Here is an 18,279-nt window from a genome sequence, read left to right as displayed (position 1 = left end):
AATTCAACACTTATTCATTTTTATTTTGATTTGAAAAATGTAAACTTATCCCATTCCTTTCTATACCTGAAAAGATCATCCATGAAAGGAAGTCCACCCACCACGAATATTTTTTCAATTCGGATTTCATGGACACCATTTTCCAAATGAGAGATGTCTAAAAGTCCCTGATATGCTCTTTGACGGGTATCTCTCATAGCGATTTTTCGCCATTTGGATTCTTCGATGAAAACGAGACTGTCATTAAGATAAAAGCGGTAAAGATCGATGTCCGAATTGAGCGTACCCCAGCCAAGGCTGTCAAGATCAGGCTTGAATTTTTCTTGGAGTATCTTGAGGTTTTTGCTGTCCATTTCGTAATAAGACAACGTAATGGGCGTTAGGTCTTCCTTGATTTCTTCACTTTTCAACATTGCCCGTGGGAATCTTTCTTGCTTATCGATTTTATCCTCAAAATGCCATGATTGGTATGGCCAATCGAGTGATTGTTCCGACAGGTTTGAAATGTTGGAAAAGAGGAAAAGGTCTTTGCTGTCCGAGATGATGAAAGGTATGGTGAAGAGAAAAATGAATATGGTGTAACCCAATATATACCATTTGCCAAGATTGCTTTGGTATAATGCCTGAATAGTACTGAATAACGACTTAGCCATCCATGCTTTCAGTTTTGATTTTTTTCCAATAGCCGAGAAAAGAGCAAATCCAATCAGTGAGGCCATAAAAATCAGATAAATCAAGAAGAAATCAAGATCGAAAAATTTATAAATTGCCAATAGAAATCCCAGATAAGAAGTAAATATTAAAAAAATAATCCCCATCATCAATGGAAAAGCAAATGCCATACTGCAAATCCTTTCCAGTTTTAAGACCATATCGGAAGGTTTGGCATATTCATAATCCTTCCCTACTTTGAACAGATTCTCATTGATGACACCTTTTGGAAAAGCATAGCTCAGGCCCAATAAACCTGCCCAGGCAAATCTCAAAATCAAGTGTACAGTAAAAAAAATCTTAAAGACATTGACAATAATAGAAAGGTAGATAAATACGAGCCAGGCCCCAATAAAATCAAGACCTATATCCTGCACCAGTACGATGGCAAATTTGTACACTTCTGCAGGAAAAGCGAAAATGAAAGCCAAAGAGATACCTGAAATTATTACCTCAGGTTCCCAGCTGTTTTTTTGGAGATTCCTCAACCATGAAGAATCTTCCTCTTCAATCTGGCCAGTCTGCTCACTCATATATTCATAGTTAATTTTAAAAATTATTTGCGCTCAAACCAAAAGTAAGTAAAAAAAATAATAGTTGCTTTGATCAGGTAGGAAATGCTATAGGAAGCACCTATCTGATAGGCGTTTGTAAGAATAGGTAAGTAAATAATTTATTGCATTTTATCAGACTGAAATCAGCTTGAAATGATAATTCATTCTTTCTGCTTTTTGAAAAGAAATGGTTTTCCGCAAGTGGTAAAATGCTTCCAGCAGCATAGCATTTTCAATTTCTCCGGCGTCAACAGGTTTAAAACCAACCCATTCGATGATTCTTTTTACCATTGCTTTTTCTGTGGAATCAGGTCCACAGTAATAACTTTCATTCACCAAGCCCATAGGATCTGATTTTGGATAGTCTATACCCAGGTTATTGAATGCTTTGAAAAGCTTATGTTCTCCAATACTCCTTTTGATTAAAGTTGTATTTGGGCAAAACTCTGCGGTGTAAGCACCGTTGGTACAGTCTATGATGATTTTGTTGCCCAAGTCGGATATTGCCAATGCTTCAGATACTCTTGGCAGGTGCTCGTTTTCGCAGCAGATCAATACCACATCAGACATTTCAATGGCAGTTTCGTAACTGAAAATTTTGTCCAAATACATGTTGAGAATTTTCCACTCGATTTCTTTGATTACAAAATCTTCACGTACTCCAAAAACCACAGTTTGGTTTGCGGACAATAATTTGTTGCCGAGTGTGGAAGCAAGCTTGGTTCCACCTAATATACTTATTTTCATAATCGATCAGTTGCTTAGCTTTTGGGTGAAAAAGCCAACGGTTAGATGATAATTTAACCACTCCGTTTGTAGTATTTTATTTTGATATTCAACAGAATGGTTTGAAATATAGACAATTAGAACTCGTATTCAAAATATATTTTTGGAAATTCAACCTGGTAAAAATGAAAAGCAAATAAGTATTTGTGACTTTCAAATTACAAAATGGGAAGAGGGATTTTGGAGAGAAAAATTTTTAATATTTTTTTTGATCGGAAGGGAAACTTGATAAAAATCAATTTTTTAGAGGGAAAATAAATTGGAGAAAATGGTTATCCGCTTCTTTGCCATTAACCCAATATTCTACTTCAAACATGTCTGATTTTCCGAAGTCGGATGTCCCCTGTCTGCAGACAGACAGGCATGTGCCGGACTATTCAACTCCGTAGTTAGAATTATTTTGAATTACCAATTTACATGGATCATTACGCACATACGGATTGGAAAAATATGACTTTTGGATCTGAATATTCCATGAAGAAATGCCGGGATGAGAACCGTGACCAAGCCAAAATAATGCGGGTAAAAAGAAAGAAGCTTAGAAGTCAGACTGTAATCAATTTGAAGTGATATTCTGTTTTTTCTTTTTTATTGGTAGCAATTTCTTTTCTCAAATGAAAGAAAGCTTCTAAAAGATAAGCACTTTGTGAGGAGCCTGCGTCAATTGCCTTAAATCCTGATTTTTCAATCAGTTTCTTCACTTTTAATTTTTCGGGTCCTTCTTCACCACAAAAATAGGTTTCTTTGATTAAGCCCAATACATCTGAGTCCGGATAGTCAAGTCCTAAATTATTAAAAGCTTTGTAAATATTTTTTTTTCCAAGGGATTTTTGGATTAGAAAACTGTTGCAGGAAAAATTGCTTTCAAATCTTCCATTAGTGCAGTCGATGATTGTTTTGTTTGTAAGATCAAGATCCAAAAATGATTGGCAGATTTCATGCAATTGATCGTTTTCGCAGCAAATAAGGACGATCTCAGATCTTTTGATAGCTTCGGCAAAACTATATATTTGACTTGGAAATCTGTTCAGAAGTTTCCATTCAATATCTTTTGATTCAAAATTCTCCCTGACTCCATAATTGACTTCCAAATTAGAGGAGAGAATTTTTTTTCCCAATGTTGTGGTGAGCTTGGTAGCTCCCAATATCCCTATTTTCATTAATCAGGCTTATTTTGAAGATTGCTTGAAGTTTTAAATCCACACCTTTACTAGGGCTTTGTTAGGTATGGATTGGGTCAGGTTGGCAACAAGATCTTTATACGAAAGGTTTTTTTGTAATTTGTCTTGCTTTTGTTGAAAATTAATAAATCAAATATGAATTACAAAATAAAATATTGAAAAATAATAATTTTTTTAAATAAAAACATTGGATTAACAATCAGTTAATATGTTTTCAAAAGAAATATTGGATGATTCACTGAAACACAGCCCAAAACAAACCTAATGTCATCTCTGAAGAAATGGTCACACTATTTTGATTGGATGAATTTTTGAAATGGATTAGTTTTTCTGTTCTTGAGTCCATGAATACCTGCGGCTATAAATAAAACCGCAGCAAAAAACAGAGCAGCATAGGCTACCATAGATTGATTATCCCATTGTTTGACAGCAATTGCAATAAAGGCCCAAACACCTACCAAAGCAGCTTCTCGCATATTTCTGTAGCGGATAAGGGCTAAATAAATCCCCGTCCCAATCGTTAAAACTGCTATAGTCCAAAACACCTGATTGGACAGCAATATTTCTTTAGCTAAAAACCATACCGATAAGTTAACCACAGAAGCCGTGATAATCCAACCTGTGTAAATACAAATCGGCCACCATACAAATGCAATGACATCCAATGGTGCATCCCATGTTTCCAGTCTTAATTTAACTACAAGAATCAAAAGGCACATCAGCAATGCGAATATCACCAAAACGGAGATAGTAATCATTTGAGAAGTCCAGACTACTATCCAAAGGCCATTGAAGACATTTGAAAGTCCAAACCAAATGGATGCGGGAATCAGGGATTTTTGGTTTTGATTTTTGAAAAATGAGAACCATTGGAAGACGATAAAGCTCAACAAAAGAAGATAAATTAAGCCCCAAATGGAAAAAGCATATCCGGCAGGCGTAATCAAAGTGTCATATTGATTGCTGATTTCACCCACTGATTTTCTTTCTCCTACTCCGGCTCCGTAGAGATAATTGAGATATAGGGTTGCTACAAAACTAAGTGTGTTGAAAATTAGAAGGGATAGATTTTTTGTCATAAAAAGGGAAGTTCAGCTTCGGATAGGACTATCAGTATTGAAATTGTTGCATGGCAAATTGAAGGGATTAGATCATATCATCAAACACTTCTTCCAAATCAAGAACAAAGCCTTCAACTGCTTGGGAAGCTACTTTATCTCCATGTGTAAATATTCTTGATGCTTGGTATTTCCCATTCATCAAGGTGTTAATGATCAAGGTACATTCATTAGGGTGGATGATCCAATATTCCTTTACCCCGGATTCTTCGTAGACTTCATATTTGTTTTGCAGTTCTTTTTTATTGTTGCCGGGAGAAAGGATTTCTACAATCAGATCGGGAGCACCCACACAACCAAGTTCGTCCAATTTTTCCGGATCACAGATCACACAGATATCAGGTTGGACAACGGTATCGATGTCTTCATGCTTTTTGGATTTGACAGGAAGCCGGACATCAAATGGTGCCGCATAAACTTTGCAAGAATGTTTTTCCAAAAAATTGTAAATTTTATTGAAAATTCTACCAGAAACCTCCTGATGAATTCTTCTTGGTGCAGCCGCTTGCCTAAATATCTTGCCTTTAATCAGTTCTACCATTTCATCCATCTGCCAGGTCAGATAGTCAGCATAGGTATAGCGACCGTAATCTGCTAATGGCTCTTCAACTTTGTTTGTCAATTCTTCCTTTTCCATAAAGTAAAAATACTGATTATAAGGGAGAAAGGAAATATGGAATTTAAGGTGGATTAGAATATGGTCATTAGCGTCGTTTTATTTCGGACAATAGGATTACCGGAATAGATTTCAATAATATAGGGACATCATTAGGAGCAGGGGTGAAAATATCAGCTTCTTCGTCTGTTAACTTGAACTTGATAAATACAGGTATAGGGTCTTGGCTGACAAATTTATACTCTTCAGGTAGATTTTCCGGATAGTAAACCTCATCCTTATAGCGAATTAAAAACTGGTATGAACCTCGTGTAGCTACATTTATAACCACTTCACCATTTCCTTCTAAGAAAGGACCGTCATCCGAAATGCAGGAGTTAAATAAAAGTAGAAATACGCTGATTAATAAACTTAAGTTAGACTTCATATTGTAAAGACGATGATTTTGATAAAAATGTGACAGATGATCTTTTTCTAAAATAAAATACCCGAGATAAAACTTTTTGTCCTATGCAATGCTTGGACAAAGAGAATTGAATGTAGAATTAATAATTTCAAACACTGCAACGCTACGTATGTTATCAAAGTTGAAACGGTCCTTAATTTAATCTATGAAATTTTACACCAGTTACCTTGCTTGTACCATTCTTTTGTTAGGATCTTTATCCTGTTCTTTCAAGGGGATTCATCGGAGCAAAGAGATTACCTATATGGAAAATGGGTTTTTGGAAAATCTTCCTGAAAAGCAATTAAATGTCTTTGCTCCAAAAAAGGCAGATGGAAAGCAACCCGTTATGCTTTTTATCCATGGTGGCAGTTGGGATTCTGGAAATAAGGATATCTACAACTTTCTTGGAGCAAGATTGGCGAGGAAGGGAATAGTGGCAGTGATCATTGATTATCCCCTCACTCCGGATTATCAGGTTCATGACATGGCAAAAGCTTCGGCGCAGGCTGTTAATTGGGTAAATGAAAATATCAATAAATATGGCGGAGACCCAGATAGGATATTCGTTTCAGGACATTCTGCCGGGGGTCACTTGGCAAGTTTGATTTCTGTGCGGGATGAATATTTTGATACCTTGGGTGTGGAAAATCCTATCAAGGGGACAATCCTGATAGATGCGGCGGGTCTGGATATGTATTGGTTTTTGAAGGAAATGAATTATGAACCTGGGACTAAATATCTCCGGGCCTTTACGGATAATCCACAGGTATGGAAAGATACCTCACCGATTTACTATTTAGATAAAAAAGATCCACCGATGCTGATCATGATGGGAGGAAGAACGCTTCCGGGAATAGAAAAGACCACGGAAAGATTTTTGGAGGAATATAAAAAAATAGAACCCGAACCTAATTTTCATCTTCAGAAAGGCAAAAAGCACAAACCCATGATCGTACAGTTTATATACACGCCCAACAAGGTATATAAGTGGATTGAGGAATTTATGGAGGTTAAATAATGAGTTGAAAGTTGTAAGTATGATTACAACTTTTTGATATTTTTGATTAAGTTGTAAGTATGATTACAATAAATTATATATTTGTATATTCTTGTAATCATAATTACATATATGTTCCAGATACCCAAAAATTTAAATACCCGTCAGGATTACCTGGATAAGATTAAACCCTTTATTGGAAAAGGTTTGGTGAAAGTTTTGACCGGACAGAGAAGGGTCGGGAAAAGTTATTTGTTGTATCAGCTAATTCAGGAACTTCAAGATAAAGACATCAATACCCCGGTTATTTACATCAACAAAGAAGACCTTGATTTTGCGTGGATGAAAGAAGCCAAAGACCTGCACCAGTATGTCAGGGACAAAAAAGTGTCTGGTAGGATGAATTATGTATTTATTGATGAAATACAGGATATTGTAGATTTTGGAGATGCATTAAGGTCATTACTCTTGGATGAAGAACTCGATATCTATTGTACCGGAAGTAATGCCAATTTGCTTTCTGGTGATATCGCCGGGAACCTTAGCGGAAGGTATATAGAAATTACAGTTTACAGCCTTTCCTACCTCGAATTTTTGGAATTTCATCAATTGGAGGACAGGTCTGAAAACCTTGAAAAATATTTGAAATATGGAGGATTGCCATATTTAAAGCATTTGGAACTGAAAGATCACATTGTCTTCGAGTATTTAAAAAACATTTATGGAACAATTGTATACCGCGATATCATCAACAGGTATGGAGTAAGGAATACGACATTTCTTGAGCAGCTTGTCTTTTTTTTGGCAAGCAATACAGGAAGCCTGTTTTCAGCCAAGAAAATTTCTGATTTTTTAAAATCCCAAAAAATAAATATGGCACACAATCAGGTACAAACATACACCGAGTACCTGTGTAATGCCTTTTTGATCCACAAAGTACCACGGTTTGACATAGTGGGAAAGCGTTTGTTTGAGATAGGTGACAAGTACTACTTCGAAAATCTCGGAATCCGACATGGTATTTGGGGCTACCGACCTGAGGACAGGGGGAAGATTCTGGAAAATGTGGTGTACAATCATTTACTCTTCAAAGGATATAAAGTCAAAGTTGGTGTATTGGGAAATGAGGAGATTGATTTTGTTTGTCAAAAAGACGGAGAAACCACCTACTATCAAGTTGCGCTTACCATCAACGAAACCAAAACGATGGAAAGGGAATTTGGCAATCTTCAAAAAATCAACGATAACTACCCAAAAACCGTCATCACCATGGACAAGTTTGATGGGAATACTTTTGATGGGATTCAGCAGATGGAACTGAGGAATTTCTTGAAAGTGTGACAGATTGGTTCAAGTCTTCAGACTTGGACCAAAAACGTCACAGTCTTCAGACTGTGGTAAATGCAGTCTGAAGACTGCAACTATAATAGTCCAAGACAAAGTCTTGAACTACTCCATCAATATCACCTCCATCAATCTATCCGTCAACCCCGCATAACTCGCAGCAGCTATAGAGATATTCTTCTGGAGAGAAGAAAATGCCCAGTCCTAGAGGATTGTTTGATTGATATTTTTCGTTTGGTTTTCATGGATATGGCCTAATCTTCTTTTTATTAAAGCTATACTGAAATTTGGACTAGTTTTCCATCTTTAAGCGAATAAATATTTTCCTCTTCGTCTTTTAAAAAATCAAATCCGGGATTATTAGAGATAATTTTTAACCATTCATTTCCATCGTTTATTTCTTCTTCCAATAGAATTAAGACTTTAACGTTTTTATCAGCCTCTTTCAAATCCAAATCTAATTTCAAATGGCCTTTTTTATTGGTTTTTGAATTTATTTCAATTGCTTTCATTTTTGCTAAAGTTTATATTTATCAAAGTACGATTTTTTTACCTAATGGTAGGTAATGCCCTTCACAAAAACAACCCCACTGGTTCAAGTCTTCAGACTTAGACCAAAAACATCACAGTCTTCAGACTGTGGAAAATGCTGGTTGTAAATATGATTACAATGAATACCTGATAAGGGAAAGTTTTTGATACCTAAAATAAACTTATAGCAGAAATAGGTATTACACCATGATTTTCTGTTTGAAATGCATTTTCCATTTTATCTGCCCCTGTTACAGCGACTCCAATTACTTTATTGTTATAAGAAATTATTGGGCCACCACTATTTCCCGCAATCAAAGGGGCATTTATTAAAAAACGGGTTATCGAAGATGCTTGTCTTGTCCCTATTATTAATCCAGGAGAAAATATTCCGGAATCCCCATAATTATGATTTGGAAAACCTGCCACAACTATTGGATCGTTTAGTTTCACTCTGTCTGAATCACCTATTTCTAAGCCATTACTTATTTCAAAATCATCAACTTCAAAAATTGCAAGGTCAATAACTTCATGCCTTTTTTTAATTTTAACAGGAAATCTTTTATGTTCTTCATTAGATCTGAAAATTTCGCTGTCAAAAAATAAACAATGACTACAAGTTACAAATCCAACCCCATTTAAATAAAAACAGGAACCCTGAATTGCGTTAGAGGATGATTCAATTACGAATATGTTATTTACTATCTTATTTATATCAAATGATGGGGGTTCAGATATTACCCTCATTATTCTTTTTCTATTTAATTCAATTAGTTGGGGCAACACATGGTTGTTTAAATAATCAATTAGAAATTTTTGATAATGAAGAAAATTGAACTTCATATCTTCATGCGTACCTATAAATGTATACTTAGTAAATGAAAATTGATCTGGTAAAACTTCATTCACATAATTGAAATCAGGGAACTTATTAAGTTGAACAATTTTTAAAGCATTGCCAATTAATTGGGTATCCGATATTTTATTAAAAATTGGAGGATTTGAACCGGTTAAACTGTCTAATTGGAAAATGACAACTCCATTCTCTGTGTAGGAGCTAAAGATAGTAGTTCCTAGAAATGGAGTGTCACAAATAAATTCGGGATATCTTTGTTCAATTACTAATCTCATCAGTTTTGGAAGATGGATTCCTAAATCCACTTCAGGAAAATTTGAATACGGAATGCTCCAGTCGTAGTTTATTTTAGACATTTTTTATAAGCTGATTAAGATTTAATTATGCTCACTAAGTAGTTCAGGAAAACAATAATGTTATAAGTACTTTAAAAATCTAAATTTATAAAATTTCTTTTCAAATTAATTTAAAGTCAAAGTTTTCATTTCTTTCTGTTTTCCAACTTGTAAATGTCAATCACTTTGCTCTCTTCAGACCATCTTCCTATGATGATATTAGAAAATACAAAACTTTGATTTTGGCCGAGGGTACAAGTATTCAGGCTTGTACTACCAAAAACTAAAAGACCAAATGATGATTAAGGATGACATTTTAGTTTGGAAAACCTCAAACCCTCAATCCCCCGCATTCCAATAAGCCATCCGCTCACAACTCTCCACCTCAATACTGTAAAAGTCAAATTCCTGCGTGACTTTACCTTTGATCAGATAAATACCACGGCCTTTGAAGGGATATTTTTTGACTACCGGAGGAAAATGAACGGTATCTATCCAGTCGCCCTCCCGATCGATAAAAGTGCCAAAGTTCATTACATCGCCCTTTACTGTCCTGGTGTACTTGATGGTGACGAGGTAACCAATGATCTGCACAGACTTGCCCAAATGCTGCTTTAAATCCCTTGCTTTAATGCTGGGCACGGTCTGATCCTTGACCAAGTGGAAGGGAGAGTCCAAGGGAAATTCCAGAATATCTATCTGATCCACAATCTCCTGCCGTACATCAGAGGCTTCCAGTTCGGGCACTTTCAGCTCCCGGAAACCGGCCTGCCGGAAAAGTTCATTGCCTGTAGCCACTGCTTTCCGCTTATTGAGAATAAAATGTGCTTCCCAAAGCAGTTCCTGTTTGCTCTTTCCTGTAAAGCGGAAGCAGCCGATACGGATCAAGATCAGCACTTGTTCCAGGCTGATCTCCAACCGGGCGATAAAGTCCGAGAGCCCGAGATAATTCCCGTTTGCCCTGCGCTCAGTCAGGATTTTCTCTACTGTGTTCTTTTCCAAGAACTTCAGGTGAATAAAGCCTATATACACTTTCTTGCCATGGATGTTGGTCAGGTAATCGCTCTCGTTGATATGTGGGGCTTGGATGTCGGCACCGTTCATGCGGAGTTCGTGGAAGTAGAATTCGGTGTGGTAAAAGCCCCCGAAATTGTTGATCACACCTACCATAAATTCCAAAGGGAAATAAGCTTTCAGGTACAAGCTTTGATAACTTTCCACAGCAAAGGAAGCCGAATGCCCCTTGGCAAAGGAGTATCCCGCAAAACTCTCGATCTGATGCCACACTTCTGCCGTAATCTTGGGGTCACGTCCCAGCCTTTTACAGTTCGCAAAAAACTGATCGTGTACCCGTTGGAATTCATCCTTGGAGCGGGACTTACCACTCATGCCCCGACGAAGTACATCCGCTTCGCTGAGTGAGAGTTCGGCAAAGTAATGGGCCACTTTGATCACATCTTCCTGATAGACCATGATGCCGTAGGTTTCGGGCATGATGTCCATCATCACAGGATGAGCCTGCTTGCGCCTTTCTGGATCCACATGCCTCAGGATATATTCCCGCATCATTCCAGAGCGGGCGACACCTGGACGGATGATGGAACTGGCAGCAACCAACTCAAGGTATTCATCTGCCTTCATCTTGGCCAGCAGCATCCGCATGGCAGGAGATTCCACATAAAAGGCACCGATTGTATGCCCATTGCGCAGGTGTTCCTTGATCTTGGGATCTTTTTTGAATTTTTCCACTTGCCTAATATCCACTTGCACCCCTTGGTTTTGGTAGATGATTTCCAAGGCGCTTTTGATATGGCCGAGTCCCCGCTGAGAGAGGATGTCAAACTTGTGCAAACCAATGTCCTCCGCGATATGCATGTCAATATGTGCGAGAGGGAATCCTTTTGGAGGCATTTCCGTGGCGGTATAATAATGTATCGGTTTATGCGAAATCAGAATCCCACAGGCGTGGATGGTCAGGTGCGAAGGCATCCCGTGGAGCACCTGACTGTATTTGATGATCAGCTTTCCATACTGGTCTGGAATAAACTCAGGCTTACCTGCATAATAGATCAGTGACTCAATTTCCGTCTTGGGAAGGCCAAATACTTTCCCGAGTTCACGCAGCATCGAGTTAGACTGGAAGGTGCTGTATGACCCCAAGAGTGCCACATGGTCTTGCCCCCCTTTGTTGTATTTCTCAAAAATATACTTCGTCACATCATCCCTATCCGTCCAACTGAAATCAATGTCAAAGTCAGGAGGATTTTCCCGATAAAGGTTGATAAAGCGCTCAAAATATAAATCCAGCTCAATCGGATCCACATCGGTAATATACAGGCAGTAGGCGACAATACTATTGGCTCCGCTTCCTCGGCCCACATGATAGAAATTTTTGCTATGGGCATAATTGACGATGTCGTAATTGATCAGGAAGTAGGAAACAAAGCCTTTTTGTTGGATAAGCTCCAGTTCTTTCTCTATTCTTGTGCTGATCTCTGCCGAAAGGTCCGGATAGCGGTTGAGGGCACCCTTGAAGGTTTCCTGCCGGAGGTAATCGTAATCCTCCCAATCGGAGCCTAGGATATCCCGCTTGTTTTTGACGGCTTGGAAGTAAAAAGAAAACTGACACGCTTCTAGGAGTTTTTGGGCATTGTACAGCAGGTAGCTGTGCCCCTCACAGCGGGCCACCATGTCCGCATAACTGTACAGCATATCACTGATTTCTCCCTGTTCTTCCACTTCAAGTTTGCTGAGCAGTGTATTTCCATCAATGGCCCGCAGCAGACGGTGGGCATTGAATTCCAGTTTGGAGGAAAAGGATGCGGGCTGTAACAATACCAGCTTGTCCTTATACCTGAACCACGGGGACTTGACGATTCGGTTAAGCTGATAGGGGTGCACACCTATAAATTCATTTTCCCGGAGGGCAAAAAACTTGGGAGGCAAAGGGTAGATGATAAAGCTGTTCTGGAAAGCCGGAGCGCTATCTGCAAATGGAATACCCTTGATGCGGTGGTGGGAAAGGTGGCGATTGAGTTCGTAAAAGCCTTCCTGATTTTTGGCCAGCCCGATATATTGTTGCCTGACCCCATTTCGGAAGTCTATGCCAATGACAGGATGGATGCCATTTTTCTGTGCTTCGCGGATAAAGGGAAATACCCCCGACACCGAATTGATATCGGTCAGGGCAAGGGCATCGAGTTTTTTGCCCTTCGCTTCGGTAATCAGCGCTTCCACGGACATGGTGCCGTATTTGAAGCTGTAAAATGAATGGCAGTTGATGAACATTGATATAAATTTGAAATATGCTGAAGCGATATAAATGGATATATACGGATGTGGGACCTATGTTGGGAGTGAAATCCAACAGTAATTTATTTGATCCGCGTTTAGATAATGGATATTCTATCTATATCATCTCAATGCTTGGAATATCCGGCATATCAATATATGTCAAATAAATTAACATTATAATGTTTATAATTTAAACAAATAAAAAGTAACCAAACAAGGAGAGAGAAGAGAATTGTCAATAAATATTCTTAAAAATGGATCAAATCTTTAAAAATCAGCTTTTTTCAGTCCAATTGATTTTTTTCCAAAATAGGCTCAATTGCTTCATTTAAAATGAGTTTTCTGATCGTCAGGATTGGGAATATAAGGACAGAATAAGCTATCATAAAAATGATAATATAGTCAATATAACCTATAGCCAACATTATAGAGATCATGAGTAATTGAAAACCCAAACCGTAGAGGGATACCATGGACATAAACCATTTTGGGAAAGGTTTTGTGCGTGTTACATCTTTTTCTATAGCATAAACTGTCTTGTCAAATAAACCATACATAAAGCTAAATACCTTGAACAGGAAATCTACAGTACCCTGTTTTTCTCCTGGTAGGGCTTCAGGGCTTTCAGTCTCGATGATGTTACTGGTCGTATCACCTCCATCTGAAGCATGTCTCAACACCACATAATAAAAATTGTAAAATGTACCCTGAAGTTGCATGCAGAAAAATGCAATCAGAATTAGTGAAATGCTTGTCTCAGAAACCAATCCAATAGATAGCAGAATAAGAAAATTGAGGATCCAATCAAAAATAGAATCAAGATACCTTCCTGTATAGGATGGGGTGTTTTTAGCTCTTGAAAGTTCACCGTCTGCTGCATCAAGGATGGATTTCAAAATCAAAAAAAAGCCAGCAGTCAAATACCAGCCTTGAATAATACAATAGATTGAAATCAATCCGCTTACCCCAAAAAGAAGAGTCAAGTCAACTGGTGTAAACTGGGTTTCTTTAAGGTGATATACAATTATTTTGGCAATTGATCTGCCATAATCTGAGAAGTCGAGGAACTTCTCTTCTTTGGAAAGTTTTGACATTTTAGAGGACCGAAGTACAGCGAAAGACGATTGGAGTCTTAATTCGGCGTTAGGACTTAAACTGAAATTATATTTTACAAACAGCATTACCAAAGTATTTGTTTTATTTGGTTTAAGGTTATGCTTCTGTTGGTTAATTATCAATCAGTTAAATAATTCTCCTTTACCCAGAAATTGCCAGTAACATTGATTTCAATAGAATTTGAAATTCATAGATACATGAGACCAATAGAAACTACCTTGTCAATCAAATAGTATAAAGAAAATCAAGCCTTACAGTTATTAGTGTGGATTTACATGGCTTTTCTATTTGAAATAATAGAAACTAGCCTTAAGTTAGATTTTTAAATTATAGGTATGGAAAACTGGGTTGAATACCTAAATGATATAGTCGAATACGAAGTCAGGTGGAATATCTATAAAACTGTCCTGATCATTTTGATTTTATGGCTGATCAAAAAGGGTGCCTATAAGCTTATAGGTATTGGAAAGGACAGTGACCTGAAAAGGGTGTACCATTGGCGCAAGACTATTCAATACACCCTTGTTTTTATCGGGTTATTATTGGTAGGAAATATATGGATCAGTAATTTCCAATCAATCACCACTTTTCTGGGGCTATTGTCAGCGGGTATTGCGATTGCTTTGAAGGATATTTTTGTCAACATAGCCGGCTGGATTTTTATATATTGGCGCAAGCCCTTCGATGTGGGGGACAGGATTCAAATAGGGGATTACAAAGGTGATGTGGTAGACCTCAGGTTGTTCCAGTTTAGCCTGTTGGAAGTGGGCAATTGGGTAGATGCCGACCAAAGTACAGGCAGGATTGTCCATGTACCTAACGGAAAAGTTTTTACAGATCCGCAGGCTAATTATAGTCAGGGATTTGATTACATCTGGAATGAGCAGAATATCAATATCAGTTTGGATTCGGATTACAAAAAAGCCCAGGTTATCCTGAAAGAGATCATGAACAAAATGTTTCAATCTGATTTCAAGACAATCGAATATGCGCTCAGAAAAGCACAGAAAGAGCATTTTATCTCATTCAGTCAATATACACCAACTGTTTATAGCAAAATTCATGAGCGGGGAATACAGCTTTCATTGCGATACCTGTGCAATCCCAGAAAAAGACGTTTTTTTGAACATTATTTTACAGAAGAAATGATAGACAGATTCAGAATGGAACCTGAGATCAAGATTGTTTATCCTATTACTTCTATATACTTGGAAAAAGGATCAGAAGATGGAGCTTCAAAACTTTAAAAATAGCCCCAAATTAGTATCCTTGGGGCTATTTTCGAGATTTAGTGGATAATAAGTTTTTAATCTTGCTCTAATTTAATGTATGACACGGTTCAGAAAAATCTATTTGATCAATCTCCACCCATGGCATACTGACAGCTTACATTTGGATTGAAGGGAGAATACATACCCATCGGATTATTGCTCCACAACCAAACATGGAGTTGGTAATGTGGGAATGGAGGTCCGCCTTTGGCATTAACAAAGACATTTGGCTCGATTTCTATCAATTCCCGATGATCATCAAAAGGTATTTCGCCTAACATGGGAGGTCCATCATTGTTGGCATCCCAAGGTTCAGAAGGTACCAAATACTCTACGGCGACGAGTTTATATCCACCGTTTTTCATAGGCTCATATACTAAAACTCCGGGTTCAATCGGATTGACAAATGGAATGATTTTGTCCATATCAGCAGCATGATGCCCCATTCCTCCCAAATCAGGTGCTTCGACGCAATGAGGATTGAAAACATAGCCATCAGCTTCTGCTACAGAAAGACGATGGTATTTGGCAGTTGCTGCTCTAATGTTTGCTAAAAGCTTATTCTGATTGGAGGGATTCATCCTGAGGGTGATTCCAATGTCATCATCCAAAATAGCTAACTCCTCTGTACTCAAATTCATATCCTGCGAAGGTTGAATAATGTCCTCCGTGATGCTTTCTTGAATGCATCCAGCCATAATCAGGCAAACTGCCAAACCAAAAATGAATGCGGCTGATAAATGTGTTTTTTTTCTCATAATGCTTTGATTTTAAGGGTTAAAGAATTGATTTCAAACCAAATGATTGATCAAATGGAAGTATATCCATTTAAAATATCTTTTTGGTTTCTGCTCTTAAAATTGCTGTGAGTAGGTACAACATCCTTCACCCTAAAGGGTGATTTTGTCAATACACAAAAAAAAACTGCGCATTGCGCAGTTCATGAAGATTTGTCAACTAAAAACCCAATGATTTAATCCCGTTTTTTCAAGTCACCTCTTTTGATGGATTGGATAAACTTAGACCAAGCAAATGGATCCACAAGTGTAAATGGTCTTGGTCCGTATCGGTCTTGGATTTGCATGATTTGCCCCTGTTGGAAATAGCGCATATTTTCATTGCCGGAAGCTGGCATTCCTTCTGCCCATCTGAGTAGTGTTTCAGGATTCATATTACCCCTTGTGTCCACTGACATGGGTGCATCATAATTCATAGCCAACACAGCTCTTTTGAATTCTTCTTCAGTTGGGTAGGGCATGACTTCAATTTCTGCCAAAGCTATTTCATCCACCTGCATGGTAAGGATAAGACTGATTCTGTCTTCTTCTACAGATTCCGGCACATTAAATACCTGTCTTTCCAATCCGATAAAACTGAAAACGACACTATCGCCTTCTAAAACCGGCATAGAGAAATAACCATACCGCCCACTACTTGTACCACGGCCTTTCTTTGGGACGTAGACATTTACTCCCGGAACAGCATCAGTACTGTCTGCATTCAGAATAATTCCTGAAAGTTGAATGACTTTTCTTTCTTTTTGATCTTGGGCAAATGAATTCTTATTTCCAAAGAAGAAAAGACCTAAAAATAACATCAGGGCTATATGTGATAATTTTAATTTCAAAGCGACAATTTTAATAAATAATGAAAATTAACCCGATTGAGTTCAGTAAAGGTTTTTAATTTGGCTATAATATTAGCCTATTTTGGTATCATTTGTTTAATTTCAAACCAGATTTATTCGTTAAAAAATATAAATGCGACTTAAAAATATCAGTTTGAGCTATGGAATGAGAATTTTCAAAGCTTTGTCAGAGGAGCCTAGGGTACGTATTCTCCACTTATTACAACAGAATAAGGAGCTTTCTATTTCAGACTTGGAACATATTCTGGATTTTACCCAGACCAAGACAAGCAGGCATCTTGTCTACCTCAAAAATTCAGGTTTGGTCGGAAGCCGCAGGGTGGACCAATGGATTTTTTATTACATTCTTGAAGAAGTACAGGAAATCATTCAGCAGGTTTTTAAGTTTATTCAAAAGGATGCCAACCTTATCAAGGATCAGGAAGTTTACCAAATACTCCATTCCAATAGGGAACTTGCCATCAATAAAATACAAAACAATCCATACCGAAAATAATCTTCCTTGAAAACTTACCAACACCTCTTCTTCGACCTCGACCATACCCTTTGGGATTATGACAAAAATGTGCAGGAATCACTTTCAGAACTTTTTGAAATATATCAGCTCCAAAATTTTGGAATCCTCGATTATGAAACTTTTTTGGAAGCCTTCTACCAGGTCAATTTTAAGTTATGGGCGATGTATGATTTGGGCAAAGTGGATAAAAAAAGGCTTAGAGAAATCCGTTTCAAACTGATTTTTGAAAAGGCTGGAGCTAGGGATAATGCTGTTCCCAAAGAAATGGAAGATGACTTCATGCATAGGACATCTTCCAAGCCACATTTGCTCCCCTATTCCAAAGAGATTTTGGACTATCTTAGGCCCAATTACAGGATGCATATCATCACCAATGGTTTCAATGAAAGTCAGGCATTGAAAATTAAATCTTCCGGTTTGGAATCTTATTTTGATTTTGTGATCACCTCTGAGACAACGGGACATAAAAAACCTGACCCGAGGATCTTCAAATATCTTTTGGACAAATTATCCGTGAACGCCACAGATTGTATTATGATAGGCGACAATCCCAATTCTGATATTCTGGGTGCTATCCAATCCAATCTTGATAACATCTATTTTGATCCCCATGGAAAAGGAATCGAGCATCTGCCGACTTATACAATCAAGCATTTGAAGGAATTGGAAGGAATTTTTTAGAAGCGAGAGATGAGAAGCGAGAGTTTTAGAGCCAAGAAACAAGAGCCAAGAACAAAGAAACATCAAGAGCCACGGAGTTGGGAATGAGACGTGGTATTTGAGAAAAGCTATGAATTATTTAATGCCGATAAATAGGGAAGCCAGAAATAAGAATCAATTGGTGTGAGACAAAGAAGACTACTAGATGATTTAGATAATACAAACTTTTTTACTTTAGAACCATCCAACTTTTGAACCTACCCAACAACCAAACCTCCTTTCTGACGGGGTTTTCC

At 37.7% G+C, this 18,279-nt stretch carries 17 protein-coding genes; 5 read left to right on the top strand and 12 right to left on the bottom strand.

Going from position 1 to position 18,279, the window contains the following annotated elements:
- Nucleotides 1-20: 20 nt before the first annotated feature.
- The 6 genes from HMJ38_RS17935 to HMJ38_RS17910 all read right to left on the bottom strand — a co-directional run bounded on the left by HMJ38_RS17935 (nt 21) and on the right by HMJ38_RS17910 (nt 5,393).
- Nucleotides 21-1,244 (bottom strand): hypothetical protein, encoded by a 1,224-nt coding sequence (locus HMJ38_RS17935; RefSeq protein WP_194975809.1) that lies wholly within the window; start codon nt 1,242-1,244, stop codon nt 21-23.
- Nucleotides 1,245-1,397: 153 nt separating this feature from the next.
- Nucleotides 1,398-2,012: an NADPH-dependent F420 reductase gene (locus HMJ38_RS17930; protein WP_194975808.1), complete on the bottom strand. Its 615-nt coding sequence runs from the start codon at nt 2,010-2,012 to the stop codon at nt 1,398-1,400.
- 584 nt (nt 2,013-2,596) lie between these two features.
- Complete coding sequence (locus tag HMJ38_RS17925; protein WP_194975807.1) at nt 2,597-3,211, bottom strand: NADPH-dependent F420 reductase; 615 nt, start codon at nt 3,209-3,211, stop codon at nt 2,597-2,599.
- Between the two features lie 311 nt (nt 3,212-3,522).
- Nucleotides 3,523-4,311 (bottom strand): hypothetical protein, encoded by a 789-nt coding sequence (locus tag HMJ38_RS17920; RefSeq protein ID WP_194975806.1) that lies wholly within the window; start codon nt 4,309-4,311, stop codon nt 3,523-3,525.
- A gap of 67 nt (nt 4,312-4,378) precedes the next feature.
- Nucleotides 4,379-4,987: a Uma2 family endonuclease gene (locus HMJ38_RS17915; protein WP_194975805.1), complete on the bottom strand. Its 609-nt coding sequence runs from the start codon at nt 4,985-4,987 to the stop codon at nt 4,379-4,381.
- A 67-nt stretch (nt 4,988-5,054) separates the two neighbouring features.
- Nucleotides 5,055-5,393, bottom strand: a complete 339-nt coding sequence (locus HMJ38_RS17910; RefSeq protein ID WP_194975804.1) for a hypothetical protein — start codon at nt 5,391-5,393, stop codon at nt 5,055-5,057.
- Between the two features lie 184 nt (nt 5,394-5,577).
- Here HMJ38_RS17910 and HMJ38_RS17905 point away from each other — a divergent pair, with 184 nt between their 5' ends.
- Both HMJ38_RS17905 and HMJ38_RS17900 read left to right on the top strand, forming a co-directional pair.
- A complete protein-coding gene (locus HMJ38_RS17905; protein WP_194975803.1) occupies nt 5,578-6,432 on the top strand; it encodes an alpha/beta hydrolase in 855 nt (284 codons plus the stop codon).
- A 111-nt stretch (nt 6,433-6,543) separates the two neighbouring features.
- The gene (locus HMJ38_RS17900) at nt 6,544-7,752 is read left to right on the top strand and encodes an ATP-binding protein (RefSeq protein ID WP_194975802.1); all 1,209 of its coding nucleotides are present in this window, start codon (nt 6,544-6,546) and stop codon (nt 7,750-7,752) included.
- 278 nt (nt 7,753-8,030) lie between these two features.
- Here the strand turns inward: HMJ38_RS17900 and HMJ38_RS17895 are convergent, their stop codons facing one another.
- From HMJ38_RS17895 to HMJ38_RS17880, 4 genes are all read right to left on the bottom strand, one after another.
- The gene (locus tag HMJ38_RS17895) at nt 8,031-8,267 is read right to left on the bottom strand and encodes a hypothetical protein (RefSeq protein ID WP_194975801.1); all 237 of its coding nucleotides are present in this window, start codon (nt 8,265-8,267) and stop codon (nt 8,031-8,033) included.
- Between the two features lie 190 nt (nt 8,268-8,457).
- Nucleotides 8,458-9,498, bottom strand: a complete 1,041-nt coding sequence (locus HMJ38_RS17890) for a S1 family peptidase (RefSeq protein WP_194975800.1) — start codon at nt 9,496-9,498, stop codon at nt 8,458-8,460.
- Nucleotides 9,499-9,816: 318 nt separating this feature from the next.
- Nucleotides 9,817-12,765, bottom strand: a complete 2,949-nt coding sequence (locus tag HMJ38_RS17885; protein ID WP_194975799.1) for a DNA polymerase III subunit alpha — start codon at nt 12,763-12,765, stop codon at nt 9,817-9,819.
- A gap of 290 nt (nt 12,766-13,055) precedes the next feature.
- Complete coding sequence (locus HMJ38_RS17880; protein ID WP_194975798.1) at nt 13,056-13,865, bottom strand: CDP-alcohol phosphatidyltransferase family protein; 810 nt, start codon at nt 13,863-13,865, stop codon at nt 13,056-13,058.
- A 357-nt stretch (nt 13,866-14,222) separates the two neighbouring features.
- Here HMJ38_RS17880 and HMJ38_RS17875 point away from each other — a divergent pair, with 357 nt between their 5' ends.
- Nucleotides 14,223-15,134, top strand: coding sequence for a mechanosensitive ion channel family protein (locus HMJ38_RS17875; RefSeq protein WP_194975797.1), 912 nt, complete (start codon nt 14,223-14,225; stop codon nt 15,132-15,134).
- A gap of 110 nt (nt 15,135-15,244) precedes the next feature.
- On the opposite strand, the gene HMJ38_RS17870 is transcribed toward HMJ38_RS17875, so the two are convergent.
- Both HMJ38_RS17870 and HMJ38_RS17865 read right to left on the bottom strand, forming a co-directional pair.
- Nucleotides 15,245-15,916, bottom strand: coding sequence for a hypothetical protein (locus HMJ38_RS17870; protein WP_194975796.1), 672 nt, complete (start codon nt 15,914-15,916; stop codon nt 15,245-15,247).
- A 215-nt stretch (nt 15,917-16,131) separates the two neighbouring features.
- Nucleotides 16,132-16,755 carry a carboxypeptidase-like regulatory domain-containing protein gene (locus tag HMJ38_RS17865; RefSeq protein WP_194975837.1) on the bottom strand — a complete coding sequence of 208 codons (624 nt, stop codon included), beginning with the start codon at nt 16,753-16,755 and terminating at the stop codon, nt 16,132-16,134.
- A 163-nt stretch (nt 16,756-16,918) separates the two neighbouring features.
- Here HMJ38_RS17865 and HMJ38_RS17860 point away from each other — a divergent pair, with 163 nt between their 5' ends.
- Both HMJ38_RS17860 and HMJ38_RS17855 read left to right on the top strand, forming a co-directional pair.
- Complete coding sequence (locus HMJ38_RS17860) at nt 16,919-17,302, top strand: ArsR/SmtB family transcription factor (RefSeq protein ID WP_194975795.1); 384 nt, start codon at nt 16,919-16,921, stop codon at nt 17,300-17,302.
- A 6-nt stretch (nt 17,303-17,308) separates the two neighbouring features.
- On the top strand, nt 17,309-18,004 hold the full coding sequence (locus tag HMJ38_RS17855) for a YjjG family noncanonical pyrimidine nucleotidase (RefSeq protein ID WP_194975794.1): 696 nt from the start codon (nt 17,309-17,311) through the stop codon (nt 18,002-18,004).
- The last annotated feature ends 275 nt before the right edge of the window (nt 18,005-18,279 follow it).

Source organism: Aquiflexum lacus (assembly GCF_015476655.1).
Classification (GTDB): domain Bacteria; phylum Bacteroidota; class Bacteroidia; order Cytophagales; family Cyclobacteriaceae; genus Aquiflexum; species Aquiflexum lacus.
This window is presented reverse-complemented; position numbering and strand designations above follow the sequence as displayed.

Bases quoted from the DNA above. Each gene is read 5' to 3' on its own strand.
- HMJ38_RS17870 (WP_194975796.1), bottom strand. From the start codon at position 15,916: ATGAGAAAAAAAACACATTTATCAGCCGCATTCATTTTTGGTTTGGCA.
- HMJ38_RS17860 (WP_194975795.1), top strand. From the start codon at position 16,919: ATGCGACTTAAAAATATCAGTTTGAGCTATGGAATGAGAATTTTCAAA.
- HMJ38_RS17895 (WP_194975801.1), bottom strand. From the start codon at position 8,267: ATGAAAGCAATTGAAATAAATTCAAAAACCAATAAAAAAGGCCATTTG.
- HMJ38_RS17885 (WP_194975799.1), bottom strand. From the start codon at position 12,765: ATGTTCATCAACTGCCATTCATTTTACAGCTTCAAATACGGCACCATG.
- HMJ38_RS17915 (WP_194975805.1), bottom strand. From the start codon at position 4,987: ATGGAAAAGGAAGAATTGACAAACAAAGTTGAAGAGCCATTAGCAGAT.
- HMJ38_RS17900 (WP_194975802.1), top strand. From the start codon at position 6,544: ATGTTCCAGATACCCAAAAATTTAAATACCCGTCAGGATTACCTGGAT.
- HMJ38_RS17930 (WP_194975808.1), bottom strand. From the start codon at position 2,012: ATGAAAATAAGTATATTAGGTGGAACCAAGCTTGCTTCCACACTCGGC.
- HMJ38_RS17875 (WP_194975797.1), top strand. From the start codon at position 14,223: ATGGAAAACTGGGTTGAATACCTAAATGATATAGTCGAATACGAAGTC.
- HMJ38_RS17920 (WP_194975806.1), bottom strand. From the start codon at position 4,311: ATGACAAAAAATCTATCCCTTCTAATTTTCAACACACTTAGTTTTGTA.
- HMJ38_RS17890 (WP_194975800.1), bottom strand. From the start codon at position 9,498: ATGTCTAAAATAAACTACGACTGGAGCATTCCGTATTCAAATTTTCCT.
- HMJ38_RS17865 (WP_194975837.1), bottom strand. From the start codon at position 16,755: ATGTTATTTTTAGGTCTTTTCTTCTTTGGAAATAAGAATTCATTTGCC.
- HMJ38_RS17935 (WP_194975809.1), bottom strand. From the start codon at position 1,244: ATGAGTGAGCAGACTGGCCAGATTGAAGAGGAAGATTCTTCATGGTTG.
- HMJ38_RS17925 (WP_194975807.1), bottom strand. From the start codon at position 3,211: ATGAAAATAGGGATATTGGGAGCTACCAAGCTCACCACAACATTGGGA.
- HMJ38_RS17905 (WP_194975803.1), top strand. From the start codon at position 5,578: ATGAAATTTTACACCAGTTACCTTGCTTGTACCATTCTTTTGTTAGGA.
- HMJ38_RS17880 (WP_194975798.1), bottom strand. From the start codon at position 13,865: ATGTCAAAACTTTCCAAAGAAGAGAAGTTCCTCGACTTCTCAGATTAT.
- HMJ38_RS17910 (WP_194975804.1), bottom strand. From the start codon at position 5,393: ATGAAGTCTAACTTAAGTTTATTAATCAGCGTATTTCTACTTTTATTT.